We start from the raw sequence: 18,803 nt of genomic DNA, 5'->3' as shown, positions 1-18,803 counted from the left end.
GCGGCAGCGACCTGCCGGTCCGATCACTTCAGGCCGAGCAGCCGCAGGGCCGCGGCCTCGATGTCCCGCTCGGACAGCAGCACGTGCCGCGCGGCCGGCCCGAGCGGCACGAAGCTGTCCTCGCTCGTCACTCGCGTCATCCGTCCGCCGAATCCCGCATCGTGCAGCGCGGTCAGCACCGCCTCGGACACACCGCCCGACCGCCGCGTCTCGTCGGCCACCAGCACCCGCCCGGTCGCGTCGGCCTCGCGCAGCAGGTCCACCACGGGCAGCGGGGCCAACCACCGCAGGTCCAGCACCCGGCAGCGGAGGCCGCGCGCGGCGAGCCGCCGCGCCACCCGCAGGCTCGTCGGCACCCCGTTGGCGAAGCTGACGATGGTGAGGTCCGTGCCGTCGCCGTGCCGCCGGGCCCGCCCGATCGGCACGTGTTCACCCGTCGGCGCGGCCAGCCAGCCCTGGTCGCCAGGCTCGTGCAGGTCGGCGGCGTGGTAGAGCGCGATGGGTTCCAGGAACACGCAGACCCGTCCGTCCGCGCGCGCGGCGGCCGCGCAGGTGCGCAGCAGCGCGGCGGCGTCGTCGGCCCTGGCCGGCGCCGCGATCACCAGCCCAGGGATGTCCCGCAGCGCGGCAACGGAGTTGTCGTTGTGGAAGTGGCCGCCGAAACCCCGTTGGTAGGCGAATCCCGGTACGCGCACCACCATGGGATTGCGGTACTGCCCGTCGGAGAAGAACTGGAGCGTGCTGGCCTCGCCGCGCAGCTGGTCGAGCGCGTTGTGCAGGTAGGCAAGGTACTGGATCTCCGCGATCGGCAGGAAACCCGCCAGCGCCGTGCCCAACGCCGTGCCGAGCACGGTCTGCTCGTCGAGCAGGGTGTCGAACACCCGCGCGGCGCCGAACCTGCGCAGCAGCCCCCTGGTCACCCCGTACACGCCGCCCTTGCGCGCCACGTCCTCGCCGAACACCAGCACGTTCCGTTGCCGCGCAAGGAGATCTGCCAGCGTCTGGTTGATCGCCCTGGCCAGGGTGACCGGCGTCGGGTCCGGCTCGCTCGTCGCCAACGCCGCCACCGCACCAGGACGGCTCGGGGCCAGCGGGGCGACGACCTGCTCGGCGGAGGTCAGTCCGGGACGCCCGGCCGTGTCCTCGGCGACCGCGTCGACCTCGGCCCGCACCCGCTCATACCGCGCCAGCACCTCCGCCGGCCGGCAGAAACCGGTGCGCACCAACAGCGTCGCGGTCCGCAGCAGCGGATCGCGCGCCTGGTCCGCGGCGATCTCCCGCTGGCTTCGGTACGCGGACTCCACATCGGAGCCAGCATGCCCCATCAGCCGCACGGTGCGCAGCCGCAGGAACGCCGGCGCGCGTCGCTCCCGCACCCACGCGGCCGCCTCGCCGGCAACCCGGACGGCGGCGGGCAGATCGCCGCCGTCGGCCTCGAAGTAGCGCAGGCCGGGACGACTCCCGTAGGCCCGTTCGATCCAGTCGTCCGGGGTGCGCACGCTGATGCCGATCCCGTTGTCCTCGCAGACGAACAGCACCGGAACCGGCAGCCGCTGGTGCGCGCAGTGCAGGGCCGCGTTGATCGCGCCGACCGCGGTGGAGTGGTTGGCCGACGCGTCGCCGAAGCTGCACAGCACCACGGCGTCCGCGGGCCACTCGGTCGGCACACCGAGCCTGCCGGCCCGCTCGATGCCGAACGCGAGCCCGAGCGCCCTCGGCAGGTGCGAGGAGATCGTGGAGGTCTGCGGGATGATCGCGAGCGCCTTGTTGCCGAACACCTTGTGTCGCCCGCCGGAGATCTGTTCCTCGGCGGCGGCGGTCACCCCGAACAGCACGTCCCGCAACGGTTCCTGACCCGGCACCTGGCGGGCCCGCTCCAGGTAGAACGCCCCGGACCGGTAGTGCAGCAAGGCGGGATCGGACGGGCGCAGCGCGGCGGCCACCGCGACGTTGCCCTCGTGTCCAGCCGACCCGATGCTGTAGTAGCCGAGCCCCCGCTCGCCGAGCCTGCGGGCGGCGAGGTCGAGGTGCCGACTGCCGAGCTGCGCGTCGAACAGCTCGACGCAGCGCCGACCGGTCAGCTCGTGGCCTGGCGCGACGGGCTCGTCGAGACCGCGGGGCGTCGCCGGGTCGAGCGCCGCCACCGCGTCAAGGAAGTACTGGTCAACCGCCTCGGCCACGGTGCAAGCATGTCGTGCCGGACTGTCCCCGCGCTACAGGTTCCTGCGCAGCACGGGAAGCGCCACCAGCGAGGCCAGCGAACGGATCGCCGCGCCGACCAGCCACGGCGCGATCGGGCCGAAGGAGTGGTAGACGAATCCGCCCAGCACCGAGCCGATCGGGATCGCGCCGAACGAGATCAGCCTGCCCGCCGCGCCGAGCCTGCCGCGCAGCTCGTCGGGCACGATCCGCTGCCGCAGCGCGCCGACGATGACGTTCCACTGCGACACGCTCAGCGAGAACACGGCGACCAGTGCGGCGACCGTCACGGCGTCCCGGCCGACAATCGCGATCGCCAACCAGGACAAGGGAATGACGACCTGCACAGTCATCGCGACACGGCGCGCCCCGAACCGGTCCGCGAGGCGGCGGCTGAGCAGGCCACCGAGCACGCCGCCGACGGCCATCGAGCCCATCAGCACGCCGACACCCCGGTCGGACAGGCGCAGCACCTCCTGCGCGAACAGCACCAGCGTCGCCAACGCCATGTACTCGCACAGGTTTCCGACGCCGGCCAGCAGCGCCAGCGTGCGCAACAAGCGGTGCCGCACCAGGAAACGAAGCCCCTCCGCCACCTCGGTCCTGATCCGCTTCGGCCGACCGGCACGCTTGGCGAGACCGGAGGTGCGCACCCGAAGCAGCAGCCCGACTGCGCCGGCGAAGACGACCGCGTTGAACCAGAACGGCAACGGCAGCGCGAACGCGACCAGCGCCGCGCCGAGCGGCGGCCCGATGAACTCCCGCGCCACACCCTCGGTCGCGATCTGCCGGCCGAGCGCCGTTTCCAGGTCCGCCTGGTCGACCACGTTGGGCACCATCGCCTGGTTGGCGGTCGAGAACGCGACGTCGGCCACGCCGATGCCGAACGCCAGCACGTACAGCGGCCAGATCGCCGCGACGTGCGCGGTGGCCAGCCCGGCGATCGCGGCGGCCAGCACGGCACGCACGCACTGCGCCGCGATCATCAGCGCGCGCCGGTCCAACCGGTCGACCAGCGCGCCGATCGGCAGCGAGCAGAGCAGCCACGGCAGCGTGCCGGCGGTCGCGAGTCCGGAGATCAGCCGGGGGTCGCGGGTGAGGTGGGCGGCGAGCAGGGGGAGGGCGGCCAGCAGCGCGCCCTCGCTGAGCGAGGAGGTCGCGTTGGCCGCGAGGAGTCGGCGCCAGTCACGGCCGAGACCTGCCCTTTTCGGTCCGGCGGACGTCCCGGCGTTGGTCAGTGTGGTCACGGAGCAGATCCTGTGGCCGCGGTGTCGCGTCAGCTAGGATTTAGTCACTGCTAAATTCGAGGGGGCGGCCGTGGCGGTCCGGATCACGCTGGCGGGCGCCGAGCTGGCCAGGGTGCGGTTCGCGCTCGCGCCGGCCGCCGAGACCGCGCACGCGCTCGCGCTGCTGCGCCAGCCCGGCGAGCACGCCGTGCACCTGCCGTGGGTGTCCTGGGCGCGGCCGAGGCTCGCCGACGAGCCCGACCTGCCGCTGCTGCTCGACCTGCTCGCGCACCGCTCGCTGCCGTCGTTCTTCTTCCCGGTGACCGACGGCAGGATGCCGACCCTGGACGAGGACCTGGAACTGGTGCGGGCCATGCCACACGACCGGTTCCGCGCCGAGCTGGACAGCGTGCTCGCGCCGGACGAGCACCCCGAGCTGTGTGTCGACCCCGCCGCCGCGCTGGCCAGGATCACCGCCGCGCTGCGCCGCTGCCACGACGCGGTGATCGCCCCGCACTGGGGCAGGATCAGGACCGTCCTGGAAGCGGACATCTCAACGCGCGCAGCGACGCTGGCCGACCGGGGCGTCGCCGGCCTGTTCGGCGAACTGCACCGGGAGGTCGCCTGGACGGAAGGCGAACTGATCGTCAACGGACGTTCGCGGCCGAACAGCATGTCCACCGTGGACGTCAGTGGGCACGGACTTGTCTTGTGCCCCAGCGTGTTCGTCTGGCCAAGGGTGTTTGTGGAGATGGAACCCGTCACCTCGGGCGTGCTGCGCTATCCCGCGAGGGGCCTCGGTGCGCTGTGGCAGACCCAGCCGTCGACGCCCGACGCGCTCGCCACGCTCATCGGCCGCACCAGGGCGGCCATGCTCGGCCTCCTGGAGCAACCGCTGACCACCTCGGACCTGGCCGTCCGTCTAGGTGTCACGGCCGGCGCGGTGTCCCAACACCTTGGCGTGCTGCGCGGCGCGAACCTCGTCGCCACGCGGCGAGACGGCAAGGTCGTCCTGCACCTGCGCACCGAACGCGGCGACCTCCTGGCCAAGGCGTAGCGACCTGCCCCCCCGCGCCGCGCCCACCCCGCATGCCCCCTCAGGATGTGCTTGGCGGCAGAATATCGGCGGGCCGCAGCCGGAAGACCTGAAGGCGTAGGTCGTAGTACTTGTCGGTCTCGCCGACCCACTCCATGCCGGTGCGCCGCACGGTCGCGGCCGCGCGGGTGTTCGACGGCCGCACCACCGCGAAGATCTCGTCGACCTCCTGCGTGAAGGCCCACCGCGCGATCGCCTGGGTGGCCTCCGTCGCGTAGCCGTGGCCCCACACCTCGCGATGCAGCTGCCAGCCGACCTCCAGATCGTCGCCGCGAGGCGGCAACGGCAACAGGACCGCCCCGCCGATCAGTCGCCCGTCCTCCTTGCGCTGCACCGCCCAGCGCGCGGCGGGCGGGATCATCCGCGCGTCCTCGGCGATCCAGTGCTGGATCAGCAACCGCATCGCGGCCAGGTCGCCAACCTGGTCCATCGCGGGGCTCAACCACCGGGACACCTGGCCGTCGCCGTACACCTCCAGCGCGGCGCCGGCGTCGTCCACGTGCCACGGCCGCAGCAGCAGACGGTCGGTGACCAGTTGTTCCGTCATACGTTCACCATAGGTCGCATGCGGCGATATGGCCCGAGCTGAGGATTTCGCCGTTTCCCCTCCGCGCCGACGGCGACGTGCTTTGATCCGGACCGTGGCACCTGAATCCTACGAGGGGCTCCCGGTAGCCCCCGCGGTAGAACTCCCCGTCGACCCCGGCAAGCAGCCGCTGACCCCGGCCCTGCGCCGCGTCGTCATGCTGCTGTGCGTGAACCTCGGCCTGAGCCTGGTGCTGACCGTGCTGATGTTCATCTTCCGGGACAGTGTCATCGACTACCAGCTCGCGCACATGTCGCTGGCCCCGAACGCCGACCTGGACACGGTGCGCGGGATTCTTCGGCAGGCCGTGTGGAGCCGCGTCATCTCGATCGTCGTGGTGTCGCTGGTCTACGTGTTCCTGGTCGACCGGCTGCGCAAGGGAAAGCGCGGCGCGTACCGCAGAGTGATCTTGATCTCGGTCATCGGGCTCGCCGGCATCGGCTACCTCATCATCGCGGGCCAGTACCCGGTGTGGATGCGCGTCGAGCAGGGCCTACAGGCCGTCGTGCTTGCGGCCCTGCTGTGGTCGGTCACCCGTCCCGAGGTACGCGCCAGGTTCGCCAAGCCGACCAAGTAACTCAGTCCGACCAAGTAACTCAGGTCGACCACGCCGCAGCTCGAACCGAGCAACCGCCGTCAGAGGCAGACGCGGTAGTGGGTGGTCAGCCGCAGGTCGTCGTCGAGGATGTGGAACGCGACGGCCGGCGGGATCTCGTAGTCGAGGATCTCGCCGTGCTCCCACGGCAACTTCAGCGTCGACACCACACCCGGCGCGACCAGCAGCGGCCGACCGGCGAACGTGGTCGCCGCCGGGGTGTGGGCGTGCCCGCACAGCACCGCGACGACCTGCGGGTGCCTGGCGATGAGGTCGGCCAGCCGCTGTGCGTCGCCGAGGCCGATCGCGTCGATGGCGCTGTGCAGCGCGACCGGCGGATGGTGGAAGCCGATGAGCACCGGGGTGCCGTCTGCCGTGTCCGCCAACACGGACTCCAACCAGCCGAAGGTCTCCTCGTCGAGCACGCCGTCGTCACGGCCCGGGATGCTGGAGTCGCACAGCGCGAGCACCGCGTCGCCGACCCGGTGCACCCGGTTGATCGGCCCGTCGCCGGCGGGCTCGCCGAGCAGCACCTCACGGTAGGGCGAGCGCACGTCGTGGTTGCCGGGACAGGTGAGGACCGGCCGGCGCGCTGTGAGCACCTTGGCCGCCTGCTCGTACTCGGCGGGCAGCCCGTGGTCCGCGATGTCGCCGGAGACCAACACGGCGTCCACCTCGGTCAACAGCGCGTCGAGGTAGGCCATGACCCGGCCGGCGCGCTCGGCGCTGCGCGGCTCGCCGTCGAAGTGGGTGTCGCTCAGGTGGGCCAGCACGATCATCGTGATCCTCCAGACGCGCCGTTGTCCGGTGGCCGCGTAACCGGCCACCGGACACTGGAAGTCGAGTTTCCCAGATCCGCGACGTTCTAGCGCGCCCCCTTGAGTGCCCTCGCCCCACAGCCCTGGTGCGCCCCCGCCCCCGCCGCTCCGCGACCGGAAGCACCTCCCGTGGCCGACATCACATCGGCTCCACCGGTGGCGGCGTCCTCCTACCCAACACCCGCTGACCCAACCCAACGCCATGCGGTCCGACCCCGTAGCTGCCACGCGCCAAACCTCCGACGCTTCTGTTGCCCAGCAACCCTTTCCTCAAGAACGACCGGTAGAGCCTCCAGTCGGACAAGAGGTTCACCGCCGTCGACCCGAACACCGACAGCGTCCAAGGCGAACGCCGCACCAACGCCATCTGCGGCCAACAATGGCGGCGCAACAACCAAAGACGCCGGGAGTGGCCCTGCCCGTAGTCCCTGACTCCCGCTCCAAAACCACCGCCATGCCGGCCCTGGCCGCCACGACGTCCACAGAACTGGCGCACGCCCAACGTCCCGCGCCGCCCCTTGCGACTTCCCCAGCCAGTTCACCAGAACCTCGCGGGACTCTTGACAACCATACTCATAACCATGTTATATAACATCGTTCCACAACTGCCGCCAGTCCTGCCCAAGGAGTGCCAAGTGCACACGCTCACCCTGCTTCCCGAGACCCGCTACATCGCCGGAGCGGTGCTGCTGACGATCGTCGGCATCGAGTTCGGCGGCTGGTTCATGACCCGCATCGTGCGTGGCGCCGTGCCCATGACGGACTTCCAGAAGGCCTTCGCCAGAGCCGGCCACGCGCATGCCGGCGTACTGGTCACCCTGAGCCTGGTAACCCTCGTCCTCTCGGATGCCGCTGGCCTGACCGGTGTCCCCGGCTGGCTGGCTCGCCTGGGCGCCCCGGTGGCTGCGGCCCTGATCTCGGGCGGCTTCTTCGCCTCCTCGGCCGGTCGAGGCGAGATCACCAGGCCGAACAAGCTCATCTGGCTGGTGTGGCTGGGTGCGCTGTCCCTTGCGATCGGCGTGGTCACCCTGGGGATCGGCCTCTTCACTGCCTGAGCGCGACCCAAGGCGTCCCTGACAAGCCTCCGAGCCCGAACCGATCGGCGCAAGGGGGTCGATTTGGGCCTGCGGGGGACGATCAGCTAACCTGTGTTCACCACGGCGGAAGCCGCTGGTCCGGGTGGCGGAATGGCAGACGCGCTAGCTTGAGGTGCTAGTCCCCGAAAGGGGGTGGGGGTTCAAGTCCCCTCTCGGACACAATTTTGTTGCATGCCTGCTACATCAAAAGTATCAGTGCTCATGGGCACTTGAACACCCTCAGATCGCACGCGTAACGCTCTCGGGCTGCGTGCGCTGGGGGTGTTTCTCATGATCACCCCAGTGATCGCGCCTCTCGTACCCCCGGCAACGCAGCCGCCGCACGACGATCGAACAGCCGCGTCGTCGCACCCTGGGGCTTCGGCAGCCCGTCGAACGCTCCCGCTTCCCATCATCCCCACGGCGCGCGCCAATAGGACGGTCTACGGCCTCGCCGTGATGGACAGTCGAGGCCGCATCGCTGACCATCTCACCCTCCGGGCCATGGGCTGGGTGCCGGGCACCCGGCTGAACATCCGCGAAACCGGTGGCCTGCTGATCATCCACAGCGACACGCACGGCGTGTTCAGCATCAGCCGCCAAGGCCATCTTCGCCTGCCCGCGCCCGTGCGCCGTTGGTGCGCGCTGGCGGCCGGGGATCGCGTGCTCTTGGCCGCCGATCCCGTCCACTGTCAACTCGTCGTCCATCCGCCTGCCGAGCTGGACGCGATGATCGCTCACCGCCACGCCGGCCTCCAGGACGGTGACCGAGGATGACGCCGCAATCGCAGTCGCAGTCCGCGGACGTGGACGCAGCCCGCCTCCTGCTCGCCCGCCTGGGCCTGTCACCCGAAGACCTCCTCGCCGCTGCGCAGGACCGGCCACCGGTGCCGACCTTCGACGAGTACATCCCCGTGGTCTCCAAGGCTGTCTCCGAGGGCACCCGACGGGTGTACGGCTCCTACTGGAACCGCGTCCGCGAGCAGTGGGGCTCTCGCCGCATCGACGAACCAACCCCGTCAGAGATCAAGCACCTGGCCGAGTACATCAAGACCCACCTCGTCCAGCGCCGCAACGGACGTGGCGGACGCTGCGCCGTCGAACACCTCATCGGCGCGCTGCGCTGCCTGTATCGGCACGCCGTGGACGACGGCCTGATCCACAAGGACGACAACCCCGCCGCCAAGGTCGCCAAACCCCGCCGCCTACCGTCCACCCGCCGCGCCGTGGCCGACACCCGGCTCGCCGAGATCAACCACGTCGCCGCCACCACCGGCAACGACCCCGCCCTGGACACCCTCCTGCTGCGCCTGCACACCGAAACCGCCTGCCGACGCGGCGGCGCCCTCGCCCTCCGACCGCGCGACCTCGACCCCACCCAGTGCCTGATCCTCCTGCGGGAGAAAGGCGAAACCCAGCGCTGGCAACCGATCTCCCCAACACTGATGACCGCCCTGCAACAGCACGCCGAGGGCCGCTACGCCTCGCGCGAGGGTCAGCTGCTCCGTTACGTGAACGGCCAGCCGATCACCACCCGCCGCTACGACCACCTGTGGACCCGCATCGGCAACCACCTGCCCTGGGTGGCCACCCAGCAGATCTCCATGCACTGGCTGCGCCACACCACCCTGACGTGGGTGGAGCGCAACTTCGGCTACGCCATCGCCCGCGCCTTCGCCGGCCACACCGACCACGGCGGCGACGCGGGGACCACCGCGACTTACGTACGCGCCAGCGTCCAGGAAGTCGCCACCGCGCTGGCCGCTCTTACCGGAGAACCTCATCCACTCAGGTAATTCGCCTCCGCCCGGGGTTCACTCCAAGGTGACACACCAGACCGGCGTGAGCTACGTCAGCGAGTTCCGCAGAAACGGCAGTCCCGATGCCTGGGAGGACTCCGTGCTGGTGTTCGCCACTTCCCTTGGCGGTCCGATCGACCCGACGTACCTCCGGCGAGCTGGTACCCACTACGGGAGTGGGCCTGGGTTGTCGGCGGTGCGGTTTCACGACCTCCGGCACTCGTGCGTGACGCTGCTGCTCCGGCTCGATGTTCCGCTGCACATCGCCCGGGGCATCGTGGGCCATTCGGCCGTAGATGTGACGATGACGATCTACGCGCACGTCTCCCTTGATGATAAGCGGGAGGCCCCTGCGGAGGCAGGCCATCGGACGAGTTGGGCAAGTACAGAACTACTTCACCTGACTGCATCTAGCGTAAAAGATACAAGTCATGAAATATGACTACTCATGTCCAAAGATATTGAAGAATCCGCAGAAGGTAAGCCCGAACTGCCAGTACTAAAGTGGCGATGGGTGGGGATCGTGACGGTTACAGTCATCGCAATCACCTGCGTTTGTATGTGGCTCCTACTCTCCCAAATTAACGACACAAGCAATTCGGAGAACGTTAGAAATCGGCTTGACGCCATCCGCACCTCTCTTACGGTTGCAGCCGGAGCCGGAGGAGCGATTGCCCTATGGCTAACTGCTCGCAAGCAAAGATCCACAGAGTTGCAACTGCGTGAAGTCGCGCGAATTGCCGCCGACACCAAGCGGCATCAGGAGTACTTAGCTAGCATTGCAGAGAAAGACTCCACCGAACGTCGCATAACGGATCTATTCACAAAGGCCATCGAGCAGCTAGGGTCAGACAAGGCCGCAGTACGACTAGGAGGCTTCTATTCACTAGAACGCCTTGCTAACGACAATTCAGATCACCGACAAACAATCGTAAGCACAATCTGTGGCTACCTTAGAATGCCATTTTCACCATCGATCCCCTTCGGGAAGCGCATCAACGAAGAGGTCAGACCGGAGAGCGGAGACCCTGAACGTGCGTATCATCAGGAGGAATTGGAGGTCAGACTGACCGCCCAAAGAGTGCTCAGTAGCCACTTCAAGACCCTAGCCAAACTGGGAATCTACTGGGGCAGTCTTGACATAAATCTCAGCAATGCAATACTCATCGACTTCGAGTTCATCGACTGCAAGGTTGGCTTTGCTGATTTTCGCCATGCCACATTCATTGGGGCAACACATATTCGAAACACGACCTTTGAGCAGGATGCATGGTTCTTCGAGTCGACTTTTAGCGATATGGCAAACTTTAATGAGGCCACCTTTACTGGTCGCGCAATATTTACTCGAACCAAATTTAAGAGTCGACTATTCATGCAGGAAGTAACCTTTACTGATCTTTGATTATGGGGTTGATGGGTCGGTGTGGAGGGTGAGCCCTGTCTGGGCGAGGAATCCGGTAAGCAGGTGCGGGTGGCGTTGAATGTGGCGTAGTCCCCGGCGGGTGACGCGGGTGAGTTCGGTCAGGGTGCGGGCGCCGAGGTTGGCCAGGACTCCGCCCTTGAGGTGGCACCACACACCCTCGGTCGGGTTGAGGTGCGGGGCGTAGCCGGGTAGTCGGATGACGGTCAGCCAGTCCTTGTTGTCCCGGATGAAGGCCCGGGTGCTGCCGCTGATGTGGCCGGGCAGGTTGTCCCAGATCACCACGATCGGCGCGGCCAGTCTCCGATGGACGGTCCTGAGCAGACCGGGAAAGTCGGTCGCGCTGAAGTGGTGTCGACTGGCGGTGTAGATCAGGCGCGGGACGTGGCCTGGCCGGTAGCAGCACATCCCGGCTACCGAGATCTTGTCGTGGCCTCTGCCCGACAATGGCACGACCGGCGTCTGCCCCACCGCGGACCACGTGGTGCGCACCGGTGAACTCAGCGCGGCCCCGGTCTCGTCCTCGAAACACAGCCATGCCCCGGTGTCGCGGGCGGATCTTTTGCCTGCGGCCAGGTCTGCGTGCGCCATGCGGTGATCGCCTCCTCGTCCCGCTCCAGCGCGGGGGTCTGGGGGAGTTGGCAGGACCAGCCCATGCGGTGCAGCAGCCGCCACACGCCGTCCACGCCCCGGTAGGTCACCCCGGTCAGTTCGATGATCAGCCGGCGGATCCTGGCCAGGGTCCACCGGTCGGAGTCCCATCCGTGCTGGCGTGGGCCTTGGTCCAGCGCCCGGCGCAACTGCGTGATCTGGTCCTCGTCCAGATAGGACCTGGCTCCGGAGGGGCCGGTCGACAGCAGCGCTTCCCGGCCGCCCGAGGTCCATGTCTGGTGCCAGTGGTTGACTGCTTGGGCCGACACGCCCAGCATCCGTGCGATCTCGGCCTGGGGGATCTCCTGGGAGAACAACTCTGCCGCGACCAGCCGGAGTCGCTCCCGTTCCAGACGTTCGGATCGCGTCAAGCCTCCAAGTTTCATATCTCCGGCGTAACACTGTCCAGCCGGCGGGCAAGACTCCGAACAGCGGCATCAACACCACAATCAAAGATCAGTAGTCGAGGAATCTACTTCTTGGGTGCCCAATTTGGCGATGAGGCTGAGTTTTTCGATGCAAGTTTCTCGGGTGAAGTAGTTTTTGATCAAATTGCTAATGTTGAAGTCCTCAAGGGGGAAGATGGGCAGTGTGCTTCACCTCAAAAGAAGTCAAGACCTCACATCAATCTCTCGGGTGCACATGTGTATCACCAGCGAAATTCCGGAGAACAGATTTGGCCACCCGGATGGGCTCTGCATCCAGAGTCAGACCAGGCAGATGCGCTCCGATGGACGGCCGAGGACGACGAGCACATTGCCTTGCCGCCGACAAGCTAGATCCAGCACCATTGCCACCATCTTGCTGCACCAAGGGGGTGTGACCGATCCGCGAAAGACGGGTCACACTCCCCCGATGGCCTGCGGAGGCGCAGAGATTCGAACCCCCGGACGGTTTCTTGTCTCCCGATTTCAAGGCGGAAGCGTTCGATTCCTTCAAGGTGATGTTCATGGACGAACCAGACCTCGTGAAGCTCGCTCGACCGGAGGTTCCGGGTGGGGCCAGCCGCGCTGCGGTGGAGCGTCTTAGGCTGCACAGGCGTTCGATCATCGCGTCGACGTCCAGCCTGCACACGACGGCCAGGTGTTGTATCGCGGTGCGGTCGCAGTGGATGCAACGCTGCCTGGAATGTGCCTCGGCTCGTCAGGTCCACGTAGCACTGGCAGTCGGGGAACTGGTCTGTGTGCTCGTGTCCCTATGCGGTGACCGGCGGTCTTGCCGATGCTAGGGATACCGGGCATGTTCACGATCCCGGCCTCACAGCAATGCAAGTCAGTGAGCCGCTCACGCAGCTCGTCCGGTCGACCAGCGGCCCGGGTGGGGGCAGCTGACGGGGTATGGGCGGCACATATGGCGGTAGCTGGACGGTGGCGTTGCCGATCTACAGGAGCTGACCCCAGACGTCACGAGCGGAGTTCGCCACTGCAGCAGGGGGCCTCGGCATGTCCAAATCGGAACGCTCCTCATGGTGCCGAACACTGGTCTCGTGATCGGTGCGGGCTATGAGCGAGCAATCGGTGAGCACCGCAGCGACGGGGTGTTCTGCCGATGCCACAACACAAGCGGGTGCTCAGCTGGAGTGTTCCCGTGATGCGAATCGCAATTCACACCGAACCGGTGTCCCGGACCGCTCGCGTCCGATGATCATCACTGATGGCCGCCAGCAGTTCCCGGCAAGGGTCGCCGTACACCGCTGTGGCGCGCAGCGCCTCTGCATACTGTCCGTGGGCTTCGACGTTGCGGGGGTCGCGCACTGCGACGTGCCCGATGAGCAGGTCTTTGTACCCCAGGGCGTCGGTGATCGTGAAGTCGTGCCGCGGTGGCCTGGTCAGTGGGACGTGCCACGGCAGCAGCCCGATCCGAACTCGTTCGCCGACGGCCATGCGGGCGATGTGGCTGACCTGGTCGAGCATCACCGCGGCCGACCCCACTGTCTGCCGCAAAGCGCTTTCGGTCACGATGAACTCGCAGTCGTGGCCGTCGGCTGCGAGGGTCGCCTGGCGTCCGGCCACCGCCGCCACGACGGCGTCGCGGATGTCTGGTGGCTCGATCGCGCGGATGTAGCCGGGTCGGCGCAGCAGCGGCGGCACGGTGACCATCCCGACCGAGATGATCGTGGCCGCCTCGCGTTCCCGGCGCAGCACCCCGAAGAGAGTGTTGCGTTGCGGTTGACGGAGCATCGCCAGCGTCCAGTTCGCCTCGTCCCGCAGCTGACGGGCTACGCTCGCCAATTCACTGGCGTGAGCGCGTTCGGCGTGCAGCGCGGTGGTGATCCGCTCAACGTCGTCGACTGTGGGCAGATGAAGGCCGGTCTCGATCTTGGACAGCTTGGACTGGCTCATCTCCGCAGCCTCGGCCGCCCGCTTACTGGTCAGCTGCGCTGAGATGCGTAGCGTCCGCAACTGCGAGGCCAGCCACAGCTGTTCAGCCTCCCGTGCCCTGTTCATCGCTTGACCACCAGCGCCGCGTTGGCGTCAGCCAGCTCGTCCACGAGCATGCGGCACTGCACGCACGACAGCAGATGCGATGCAATCCGCTGGGATACAAGAGGATCACGGACGGCAGCCCGTAGCCAAGCTCCTGCCAACCTCGCTACCTCGCCGCAAAAGCCGCGCCGCCCGTCGCGGACCTGCGCATTCAGGTACGCCTGCCGCAAACCTTCCCTGGCACGGTGCGCGAGCGCGGAGACACCGTTGGCGCTCAGTCCGAAGAACTGCCCGGCCGCAGCCAGCGACATACCCTCCACCTCTCTCTTCCACAGCACGATCCGCCACCGTGCCGGCAGCTTCCCGAACGCTCTGGCCGCCAGCCGCCGTTCCAAATCGCTGAGCACAGGATCGGGGGAGTGGGGACGCAGTCGATCTGAGCCAGTCAGAGTGGATACGTCGTCGGTCACCATCACCCGCCGCTCGCTCACAGCATTCGTATAGGCGATGTGTCGCAGGGTTGTCAGCACGTAAGCGCGGAAGTGGACGACGTCCCCGCCCGCCCGCAGCCGCTCCAGAACAGCAGCGAACGCCGCCGACACGAGACCGTCCACGTCGTGCTCGTTGCGCACGAGTGTTCGGGCGTGCCTGCGGGCGGCCTCGACATGTCGGCGATAGAGGGTCTCGTAGGAGTTCCTGCACCCGCCGCGCACCAGGACGGACAGTTCCTGGTCGGTCGAATGCCCATGAGCCCTGTTCATGATGCCTCGGAAGGGTTCGCGAGCTCGTGCAGCAGGCACCGGACGACCGTGGACAGGGTCTGCGTCGCGTCGGTCAGTGCGATGTGGGCGGTCCACAGCTCTGCGACCAGCTCATCCCACCTGGCGGTGTCGACGCGGGAGGGGGTCTCGTCGGTCAGCGCCAGCACCGTTGCCCGAAGGCCGGCATTGAAGTCGGCCAGCAGTCGAATCTTGACACGGCGCAGGAACCATCGGGCCAACGCTGCGTCGTCAAGCGGAACGGGAGCGGTGCCGGCCGGCCTCATGGGCACGTCACCTTCTTTGAGTAGGTTCTTCACGCTGTCGTAGGGCACGTGTGTCTCGTCGGCTATGCGCTTGACGGTCGCGCCCAGGATGTAGCGCACTGCAATGGCGTCGATGAACGCGTCCCGTTCACGGCCACCCAGACGTCGACCCGGCGGAACCACCGGGAGCGGATTCCCGTTCCTCGCAGAGTCATCCGCCTGCGCCGGGCGCCGTAGGTTCACTCCCGCCTCGGTGAGCATGTGGCAGATGTGCTGATGGCTGCGGTTGGTCCTCCTGGCCATCTCGGCGGTACTCATGCCGTTGTCCCAGGCGGCGATCAACAAGGTCGTGAGATGCTGCCGTTGCGCCTCGTCGAGCACCTTTCCCTTGGCGATAAAGGGAAGTTCGTCGGCCATGGCGGTTCTCCTCATGGTTGATCGGTAGTAACGAGACCGCCTAGCTGGCGATGAACCCGGCACCGCCTCCGTGGAGGTGATGGCGGCCAGCGGGCAGGGCGACGCCGAGTTCTTGTTGGCAGTCCTCGCAGATTGGCCACCATCGCCACGCGCCCATCGTCGTTGGGAAGGCCAGGCAGGGCTTCTTACACAGGGCGTGGTGATGGGGGTTGAGGATCCACTCAGCCGGGCACGCGGCGAGGTAATTCACCACGATGTGCCGCAACGGCGGAGCGAACACGCCAGGCATCGTCCGGTACACGCGCGCTCACTCCCGCCCACCCTCGAACGCGGGCAGTGCCGGGCGTTCCACGATCGACCCGTCGATGTAGTCCAGAGCCTGCGCGCGCAGGTCCATCCGGGACGCCAGGTCCCGCAGTGCCTCCGCGCAGGTGCGGAACACGGCGGGATCGGCGGTACCGGTCTCACCCAGCAGCTCCTTGAGCATGGCGGCCAAGCTCTGCCTCACGTCGAGATCGGCCTGCGGCGACAGCTCGGTGGCCAGATCCATGAGTCTTTTCGCCTTGGTGAGCAGCTGCCAGTCGTCCTCATGCACGGGGTGCCTCCCGGCGACCGGTGCGAGTGGCCCGGTTTTGGGGGCGTGGGCTGCCCTCGGCTGGCGTGGCTGGGCAGAAGCTGCCGAGAACACGTCGGAGCGCGAGCAGGACGGTGTAAGGGTGCGGCGCGTGGCGGTGACGGGCGTGGCCGTGGCCAAGAGTGGTCGCCAAGGCGAGGCGGCCGAGTACGAGCAACAGGGGCGTCGTGGCGAGCAGACGCGCCTGGGCGGCCAGGGCCGCCTGCGGCACGTGGGTGTTGGGTGGGATGCCCTCGTGCTCGCGCCACATCGCCTCGCAGCGCCAGCACGTCGCCCAGCAGCCCTGCGTCGCGGACCAGTGCGTCGGCACCCGCGCGATCTCGTGGCCGCACAACGCCTCGCACACGGATTCCGGCTCGACCGACCGCTCGACCGCGTGGCGCAGGCCGTCGACCGGCACATACCGGTACGGGCGGGTCACCGCGCACCGCGCAGGTTCGCGCCGCACACCACCGGGGCGCCCACCACGACGGTGCCGGCCGCGGCAGCCGAGCCCGGCAGTCGATGCGCCGGTCCAGGTCGGACGGCCGGGATGTTGGATGCGGAGGGTCCGCCGTCGGCGAGGTTGTCGGGGGCGTGCTCGCCCAACGACGGGCCCTCCGCGTGCCGACCGCGCCCGGTCGGGGGAAACGCAGGCGCGGGCGGCGGCTCATCGGGTTCATCAGCTGCGGGAAGCAGGCGGCGCGCCGACGTTGGAGCGCTGCCTGCCAGTGACAGCAGGAGGTGCGCGGCCAGCGTCTGGACCTCGGTACGCAGCTGGGCGAACACCAGGCGGCAGGTCAGGTAGAGCCCGATCCCGCACGCCAGACCGCTGAGCGAGACGATGCCCACGAGCAGCCAGACCGTCACCGGGGCGCCCATCGTGATCGTCACGACGTCACCTGCCCGGTCAGCCACGGCGAGGACAGGACTTCGCGCAGGGCGTGCAGTGCGGGTGCGTCGAGGTAGGCGGCCTCGCCGGGCGGAGTGGCGACCACGATCCGGCGCTCGCCGACGAACTTGATCAGCAGCGTCTGCTCGCGACCGAACACGTCGCGGCAGGCGATCCTCCACGTGGCTCGGTCGTTGATCATGACCTCGCCACCTCCCGTGCCGCGACGTTCGGTGCGCCGAGGGGGTAGGCGAGGACGGTCATGCTTCTCGCCGCACCCCTGGCGACGGAGATCGCGGCACGCAGGGCGTGCGCCAGCTGCTCGGCGGCCTTGACCGACATCACCGGCACCTCGTCGCAACGCAAGTCGGCCATGCCGAACGGTGCGATTTCGCCCTCGGGGCGTACGACGCTGACGGTTACCTGTGCGCCGTCGGTGACGCCGACGGCGACATGGAGCGGGTCGCCATGGCCGTTGCCTGTGGCGATCACCCAACTGCTCACGATCTCGGCACCCATGTCCATCCCCTGCTCTCGCGGCTCGATCCGGACGTCGTGGAGCCGGTGCGCGGGCTGTGAGGGGATGCGGGATCATCTTGATCCTGATCGGCGCGGCCCACGTGCGGCTGCCAACAAGTAGAGCATGCACGTGCAAAAATCACGTGCACCCGGATGGATGATTCGCAGGTCAGGTGCGATCACACGCTGTTGCACGTGCAGAATGAACCTGACGGATGCTGGCGCACCATGAAGGAGTGGACAGGTGGCTCGTCGCGACGACAGTCCAGACAACAGCGCGATCGTCCAGCGGATGCAGCTCGGTCGAGCGCTCCGTAGCTACCGCAAGGAAGCCGGACTGAGTCGAGACGAGGCGGCTCGGCTCATCGAGGTCGACGGCTCGACGCTGACCCGCAAGGAGAACGGCCAGCAGCAGACCTTCAAGCAAGCCGAGATCCGCATCCTGGCCACGGCGTACAAGATCCCCGATGGCGCGTTGGACGAGCTGTTGGATCTGGCCAAGCAGACCAGGGCCAGCGTCAAACGCGGCGACTTTCCCAACTTCGTGCCCGCGAAAACGCGCGCGTTCCTGGAGTGGGAGCCGAGCGCCAGCGAGATCATGGTGGTGACGATCGACCTGATCCCGTTGTACTTCCAGACTGCCGGCTACATGAGGGAGTTGTGGCTCGGCAACGGCGATGTCCTGTCCGAGGCGCGGATCGACGAGCTGTGCGCCGTTCGTCAGCGAAGGCAGGAGGCCGTGCGTGAGTCGGGAGCGGTGATCCACTGCATCGTGCACGAACTGGCTCTTCGGGTGGTCGTCGGCGGGCGGGACACGATGCACGAGCAACTGCTTGCGCTGGCAGCCGCCTGCGACCAGGAGAACGTCACGATCCAGGTGCAGCCGATGAACCCAGGCAGCTATCCGGCGATGGGCACGGCCTTCTACGTGCTCCGCTTCAACAACGAGCCCACTCGCGATCAGGTCGAGATCGCTGGCGCCGACGAGGCGTTCTACCGAGACACGTTCAACGCCACGAAGGCTTATAGGGTGGCGTGGGGACGCAAACAGATCGCTGCGCTGGACGCCCGAGCCTCGAAGGCGCTGATCCTCGGTGCGGCGGACGACTTCGCGCCCTGAACGGGACGTCCGACACATCGAACAGGTGATACATGGTGACCAGCAACAACAGGGGCCTCGGTTCCCCTGAGCTGCGATGGAGGAAGTCCATCCGCAGCAACGACGGCAGTGGCGGCGGCAACTGCGTGATGGTCGCGGTGCTGCCGACCGAGGCCGGACACGCTGTGCACGACAGCAAGGTCGGCGTCAACGGCGGCGTCCTCGCCGCCGAGCCGGCTGTGTGGGCCTCGTTCCTCAACGCCGCGAAGGCCGGCAAGTTCGACAGGGCCTGACAACTGTTGCGCGGCCCCAGGCATGACTCGGATGCCTGGGGCCGCGCCATATCG

Annotated in this window: 23 protein-coding genes and 1 tRNA gene; 10 read left to right on the top strand and 14 right to left on the bottom strand. The window is 67.6% G+C overall.

Annotation, left to right across the window (positions count from 1 at the left end; translation table 11 throughout):
• Positions 1-23: 23 nt before the first annotated feature.
• Together F0L68_RS34760 and F0L68_RS34755 are read right to left on the bottom strand one after the other, a co-directional pair.
• Positions 24-2,180 carry a thiamine pyrophosphate-dependent enzyme gene (locus tag F0L68_RS34760; protein ID WP_149854136.1) on the bottom strand — a complete coding sequence of 719 codons (2,157 nt, stop codon included), beginning with the start codon at positions 2,178-2,180 and terminating at the stop codon, positions 24-26.
• Between the two features lie 33 nt (positions 2,181-2,213).
• Positions 2,214-3,446 (bottom strand): MFS transporter, encoded by a 1,233-nt coding sequence (locus F0L68_RS34755; protein WP_188316992.1) that lies wholly within the window; start codon positions 3,444-3,446, stop codon positions 2,214-2,216.
• Between the two features lie 70 nt (positions 3,447-3,516).
• Here F0L68_RS34755 and F0L68_RS34750 point away from each other — a divergent pair, with 70 nt between their 5' ends.
• Positions 3,517-4,482, top strand: coding sequence for an ArsR/SmtB family transcription factor (locus F0L68_RS34750; protein ID WP_149854134.1), 966 nt, complete (start codon positions 3,517-3,519; stop codon positions 4,480-4,482).
• A 40-nt stretch (positions 4,483-4,522) separates the two neighbouring features.
• Here the strand turns inward: F0L68_RS34750 and F0L68_RS34745 are convergent, their stop codons facing one another.
• On the bottom strand, positions 4,523-5,068 hold the full coding sequence (locus F0L68_RS34745; protein WP_149854133.1) for a GNAT family N-acetyltransferase: 546 nt from the start codon (positions 5,066-5,068) through the stop codon (positions 4,523-4,525).
• 94 nt (positions 5,069-5,162) lie between these two features.
• Between F0L68_RS34745 and F0L68_RS34740 the strand changes: the two genes are divergently transcribed.
• Positions 5,163-5,684 (top strand): hypothetical protein, encoded by a 522-nt coding sequence (locus F0L68_RS34740; RefSeq protein ID WP_149854132.1) that lies wholly within the window; start codon positions 5,163-5,165, stop codon positions 5,682-5,684.
• Between the two features lie 59 nt (positions 5,685-5,743).
• Here the strand turns inward: F0L68_RS34740 and F0L68_RS34735 are convergent, their stop codons facing one another.
• Positions 5,744-6,481, bottom strand: a complete 738-nt coding sequence (locus tag F0L68_RS34735; protein WP_149854131.1) for a metallophosphoesterase — start codon at positions 6,479-6,481, stop codon at positions 5,744-5,746.
• 674 nt (positions 6,482-7,155) lie between these two features.
• Here F0L68_RS34735 and F0L68_RS34730 point away from each other — a divergent pair.
• From F0L68_RS34730 to F0L68_RS34705, 6 genes are all read left to right on the top strand, one after another.
• Positions 7,156-7,575 carry a hypothetical protein gene (locus F0L68_RS34730; protein ID WP_149854130.1) on the top strand — a complete coding sequence of 140 codons (420 nt, stop codon included), beginning with the start codon at positions 7,156-7,158 and terminating at the stop codon, positions 7,573-7,575.
• A gap of 118 nt (positions 7,576-7,693) precedes the next feature.
• Positions 7,694-7,776, top strand: a tRNA-Leu gene (locus F0L68_RS34725).
• Positions 7,777-7,887: 111 nt separating this feature from the next.
• Complete coding sequence (locus tag F0L68_RS34720; protein WP_223199399.1) at positions 7,888-8,373, top strand: AbrB/MazE/SpoVT family DNA-binding domain-containing protein; 486 nt, start codon at positions 7,888-7,890, stop codon at positions 8,371-8,373.
• Positions 8,370-9,392 (top strand): tyrosine-type recombinase/integrase, encoded by a 1,023-nt coding sequence (locus F0L68_RS34715; protein WP_149854129.1) that lies wholly within the window; start codon positions 8,370-8,372, stop codon positions 9,390-9,392. The genes F0L68_RS34720 and F0L68_RS34715 overlap by 4 nt, the downstream gene beginning before the upstream one ends.
• A gap of 28 nt (positions 9,393-9,420) precedes the next feature.
• Positions 9,421-9,837, top strand: coding sequence for a tyrosine-type recombinase/integrase (locus tag F0L68_RS44950; RefSeq protein ID WP_368732284.1), 417 nt, complete (start codon positions 9,421-9,423; stop codon positions 9,835-9,837).
• A gap of 72 nt (positions 9,838-9,909) precedes the next feature.
• On the top strand, positions 9,910-10,797 hold the full coding sequence (locus tag F0L68_RS34705) for a pentapeptide repeat-containing protein (RefSeq protein ID WP_149854128.1): 888 nt from the start codon (positions 9,910-9,912) through the stop codon (positions 10,795-10,797).
• On the opposite strand, the gene F0L68_RS34700 is transcribed toward F0L68_RS34705, so the two are convergent.
• The 10 genes from F0L68_RS34700 to F0L68_RS34655 form a co-directional block, all read right to left on the bottom strand.
• A complete protein-coding gene (locus tag F0L68_RS34700) occupies positions 10,798-11,406 on the bottom strand; it encodes a transposase (RefSeq protein WP_149854127.1) in 609 nt (202 codons plus the stop codon).
• Positions 11,316-11,837 (bottom strand): winged helix-turn-helix domain-containing protein, encoded by a 522-nt coding sequence (locus F0L68_RS34695; RefSeq protein ID WP_223199398.1) that lies wholly within the window; start codon positions 11,835-11,837, stop codon positions 11,316-11,318. Before F0L68_RS34695 ends, F0L68_RS34700 begins: the two co-directional genes overlap by 91 nt.
• Before the next feature lie 1,233 nt (positions 11,838-13,070).
• On the bottom strand, positions 13,071-13,913 hold the full coding sequence (locus F0L68_RS34690) for a helix-turn-helix domain-containing protein (protein ID WP_149854125.1): 843 nt from the start codon (positions 13,911-13,913) through the stop codon (positions 13,071-13,073).
• Positions 13,910-14,653, bottom strand: a complete 744-nt coding sequence (locus tag F0L68_RS34685; protein ID WP_149854124.1) for an RNA polymerase sigma factor — start codon at positions 14,651-14,653, stop codon at positions 13,910-13,912. Before F0L68_RS34685 ends, F0L68_RS34690 begins: the two co-directional genes overlap by 4 nt.
• Complete coding sequence (locus F0L68_RS34680) at positions 14,650-15,333, bottom strand: helix-turn-helix domain-containing protein (protein WP_149854123.1); 684 nt, start codon at positions 15,331-15,333, stop codon at positions 14,650-14,652. The genes F0L68_RS34685 and F0L68_RS34680 overlap by 4 nt, the downstream gene beginning before the upstream one ends.
• A gap of 307 nt (positions 15,334-15,640) precedes the next feature.
• Positions 15,641-15,928, bottom strand: coding sequence for a hypothetical protein (locus tag F0L68_RS34675; protein WP_149854122.1), 288 nt, complete (start codon positions 15,926-15,928; stop codon positions 15,641-15,643).
• On the bottom strand, positions 15,921-16,388 hold the full coding sequence (locus F0L68_RS34670; protein ID WP_149854121.1) for an HC3 family zinc finger protein: 468 nt from the start codon (positions 16,386-16,388) through the stop codon (positions 15,921-15,923). The genes F0L68_RS34675 and F0L68_RS34670 overlap by 8 nt, the downstream gene beginning before the upstream one ends.
• The gene (locus tag F0L68_RS34665; RefSeq protein WP_149854120.1) at positions 16,385-16,840 is read right to left on the bottom strand and encodes a hypothetical protein; all 456 of its coding nucleotides are present in this window, start codon (positions 16,838-16,840) and stop codon (positions 16,385-16,387) included. The genes F0L68_RS34670 and F0L68_RS34665 overlap by 4 nt, the downstream gene beginning before the upstream one ends.
• Positions 16,837-17,040: a hypothetical protein gene (locus F0L68_RS34660; RefSeq protein WP_149854119.1), complete on the bottom strand. Its 204-nt coding sequence runs from the start codon at positions 17,038-17,040 to the stop codon at positions 16,837-16,839. The genes F0L68_RS34665 and F0L68_RS34660 overlap by 4 nt, the downstream gene beginning before the upstream one ends.
• Positions 17,037-17,357: a hypothetical protein gene (locus F0L68_RS34655; protein ID WP_149854118.1), complete on the bottom strand. Its 321-nt coding sequence runs from the start codon at positions 17,355-17,357 to the stop codon at positions 17,037-17,039. Before F0L68_RS34655 ends, F0L68_RS34660 begins: the two co-directional genes overlap by 4 nt.
• 244 nt (positions 17,358-17,601) lie before the next feature.
• On the opposite strand from F0L68_RS34655, the gene F0L68_RS34650 reads away from it, so the two are divergent.
• Both F0L68_RS34650 and F0L68_RS34645 read left to right on the top strand, forming a co-directional pair.
• A complete protein-coding gene (locus F0L68_RS34650) occupies positions 17,602-18,477 on the top strand; it encodes a helix-turn-helix domain-containing protein (protein WP_149854117.1) in 876 nt (291 codons plus the stop codon).
• A 35-nt stretch (positions 18,478-18,512) separates the two neighbouring features.
• Positions 18,513-18,749: a DUF397 domain-containing protein gene (locus F0L68_RS34645; protein ID WP_223199397.1), complete on the top strand. Its 237-nt coding sequence runs from the start codon at positions 18,513-18,515 to the stop codon at positions 18,747-18,749.
• Positions 18,750-18,803 lie beyond the last annotated feature (54 nt).

Origin of the sequence: Solihabitans fulvus, assembly GCF_008386585.1 — a bacterium.
Taxonomy (GTDB): Bacteria; Actinomycetota; Actinomycetes; order Mycobacteriales; family Pseudonocardiaceae; genus Solihabitans; species Solihabitans fulvus.
The sequence above is the reverse complement of the archived record's forward strand: the minus strand, read 5'-3'. Positions and strand labels throughout refer to the sequence as shown.

Excerpts from the sequence above, each read along its gene's own strand:
- F0L68_RS34720 (WP_223199399.1), top strand. The coding sequence starts at position 7,888 with ATGATCACCCCAGTGATCGCGCCTCTCGTACCCCCGGCAACGCAGCCG.
- F0L68_RS34690 (WP_149854125.1), bottom strand. The coding sequence starts at position 13,913 with ATGAACAGGGCACGGGAGGCTGAACAGCTGTGGCTGGCCTCGCAGTTG.
- F0L68_RS34655 (WP_149854118.1), bottom strand. The coding sequence starts at position 17,357 with ATGGGTGCCGAGATCGTGAGCAGTTGGGTGATCGCCACAGGCAACGGC.
- F0L68_RS34685 (WP_149854124.1), bottom strand. The coding sequence starts at position 14,653 with ATGAACAGGGCTCATGGGCATTCGACCGACCAGGAACTGTCCGTCCTG.
- F0L68_RS34715 (WP_149854129.1), top strand. The coding sequence starts at position 8,370 with ATGACGCCGCAATCGCAGTCGCAGTCCGCGGACGTGGACGCAGCCCGC.
- F0L68_RS34745 (WP_149854133.1), bottom strand. The coding sequence starts at position 5,068 with ATGACGGAACAACTGGTCACCGACCGTCTGCTGCTGCGGCCGTGGCAC.
- F0L68_RS34700 (WP_149854127.1), bottom strand. The coding sequence starts at position 11,406 with ATGGCGCACGCAGACCTGGCCGCAGGCAAAAGATCCGCCCGCGACACC.
- F0L68_RS34735 (WP_149854131.1), bottom strand. The coding sequence starts at position 6,481 with ATGATCGTGCTGGCCCACCTGAGCGACACCCACTTCGACGGCGAGCCG.
- F0L68_RS34660 (WP_149854119.1), bottom strand. The coding sequence starts at position 17,040 with ATGATCAACGACCGAGCCACGTGGAGGATCGCCTGCCGCGACGTGTTC.
- F0L68_RS34680 (WP_149854123.1), bottom strand. The coding sequence starts at position 15,333 with ATGGCCGACGAACTTCCCTTTATCGCCAAGGGAAAGGTGCTCGACGAG.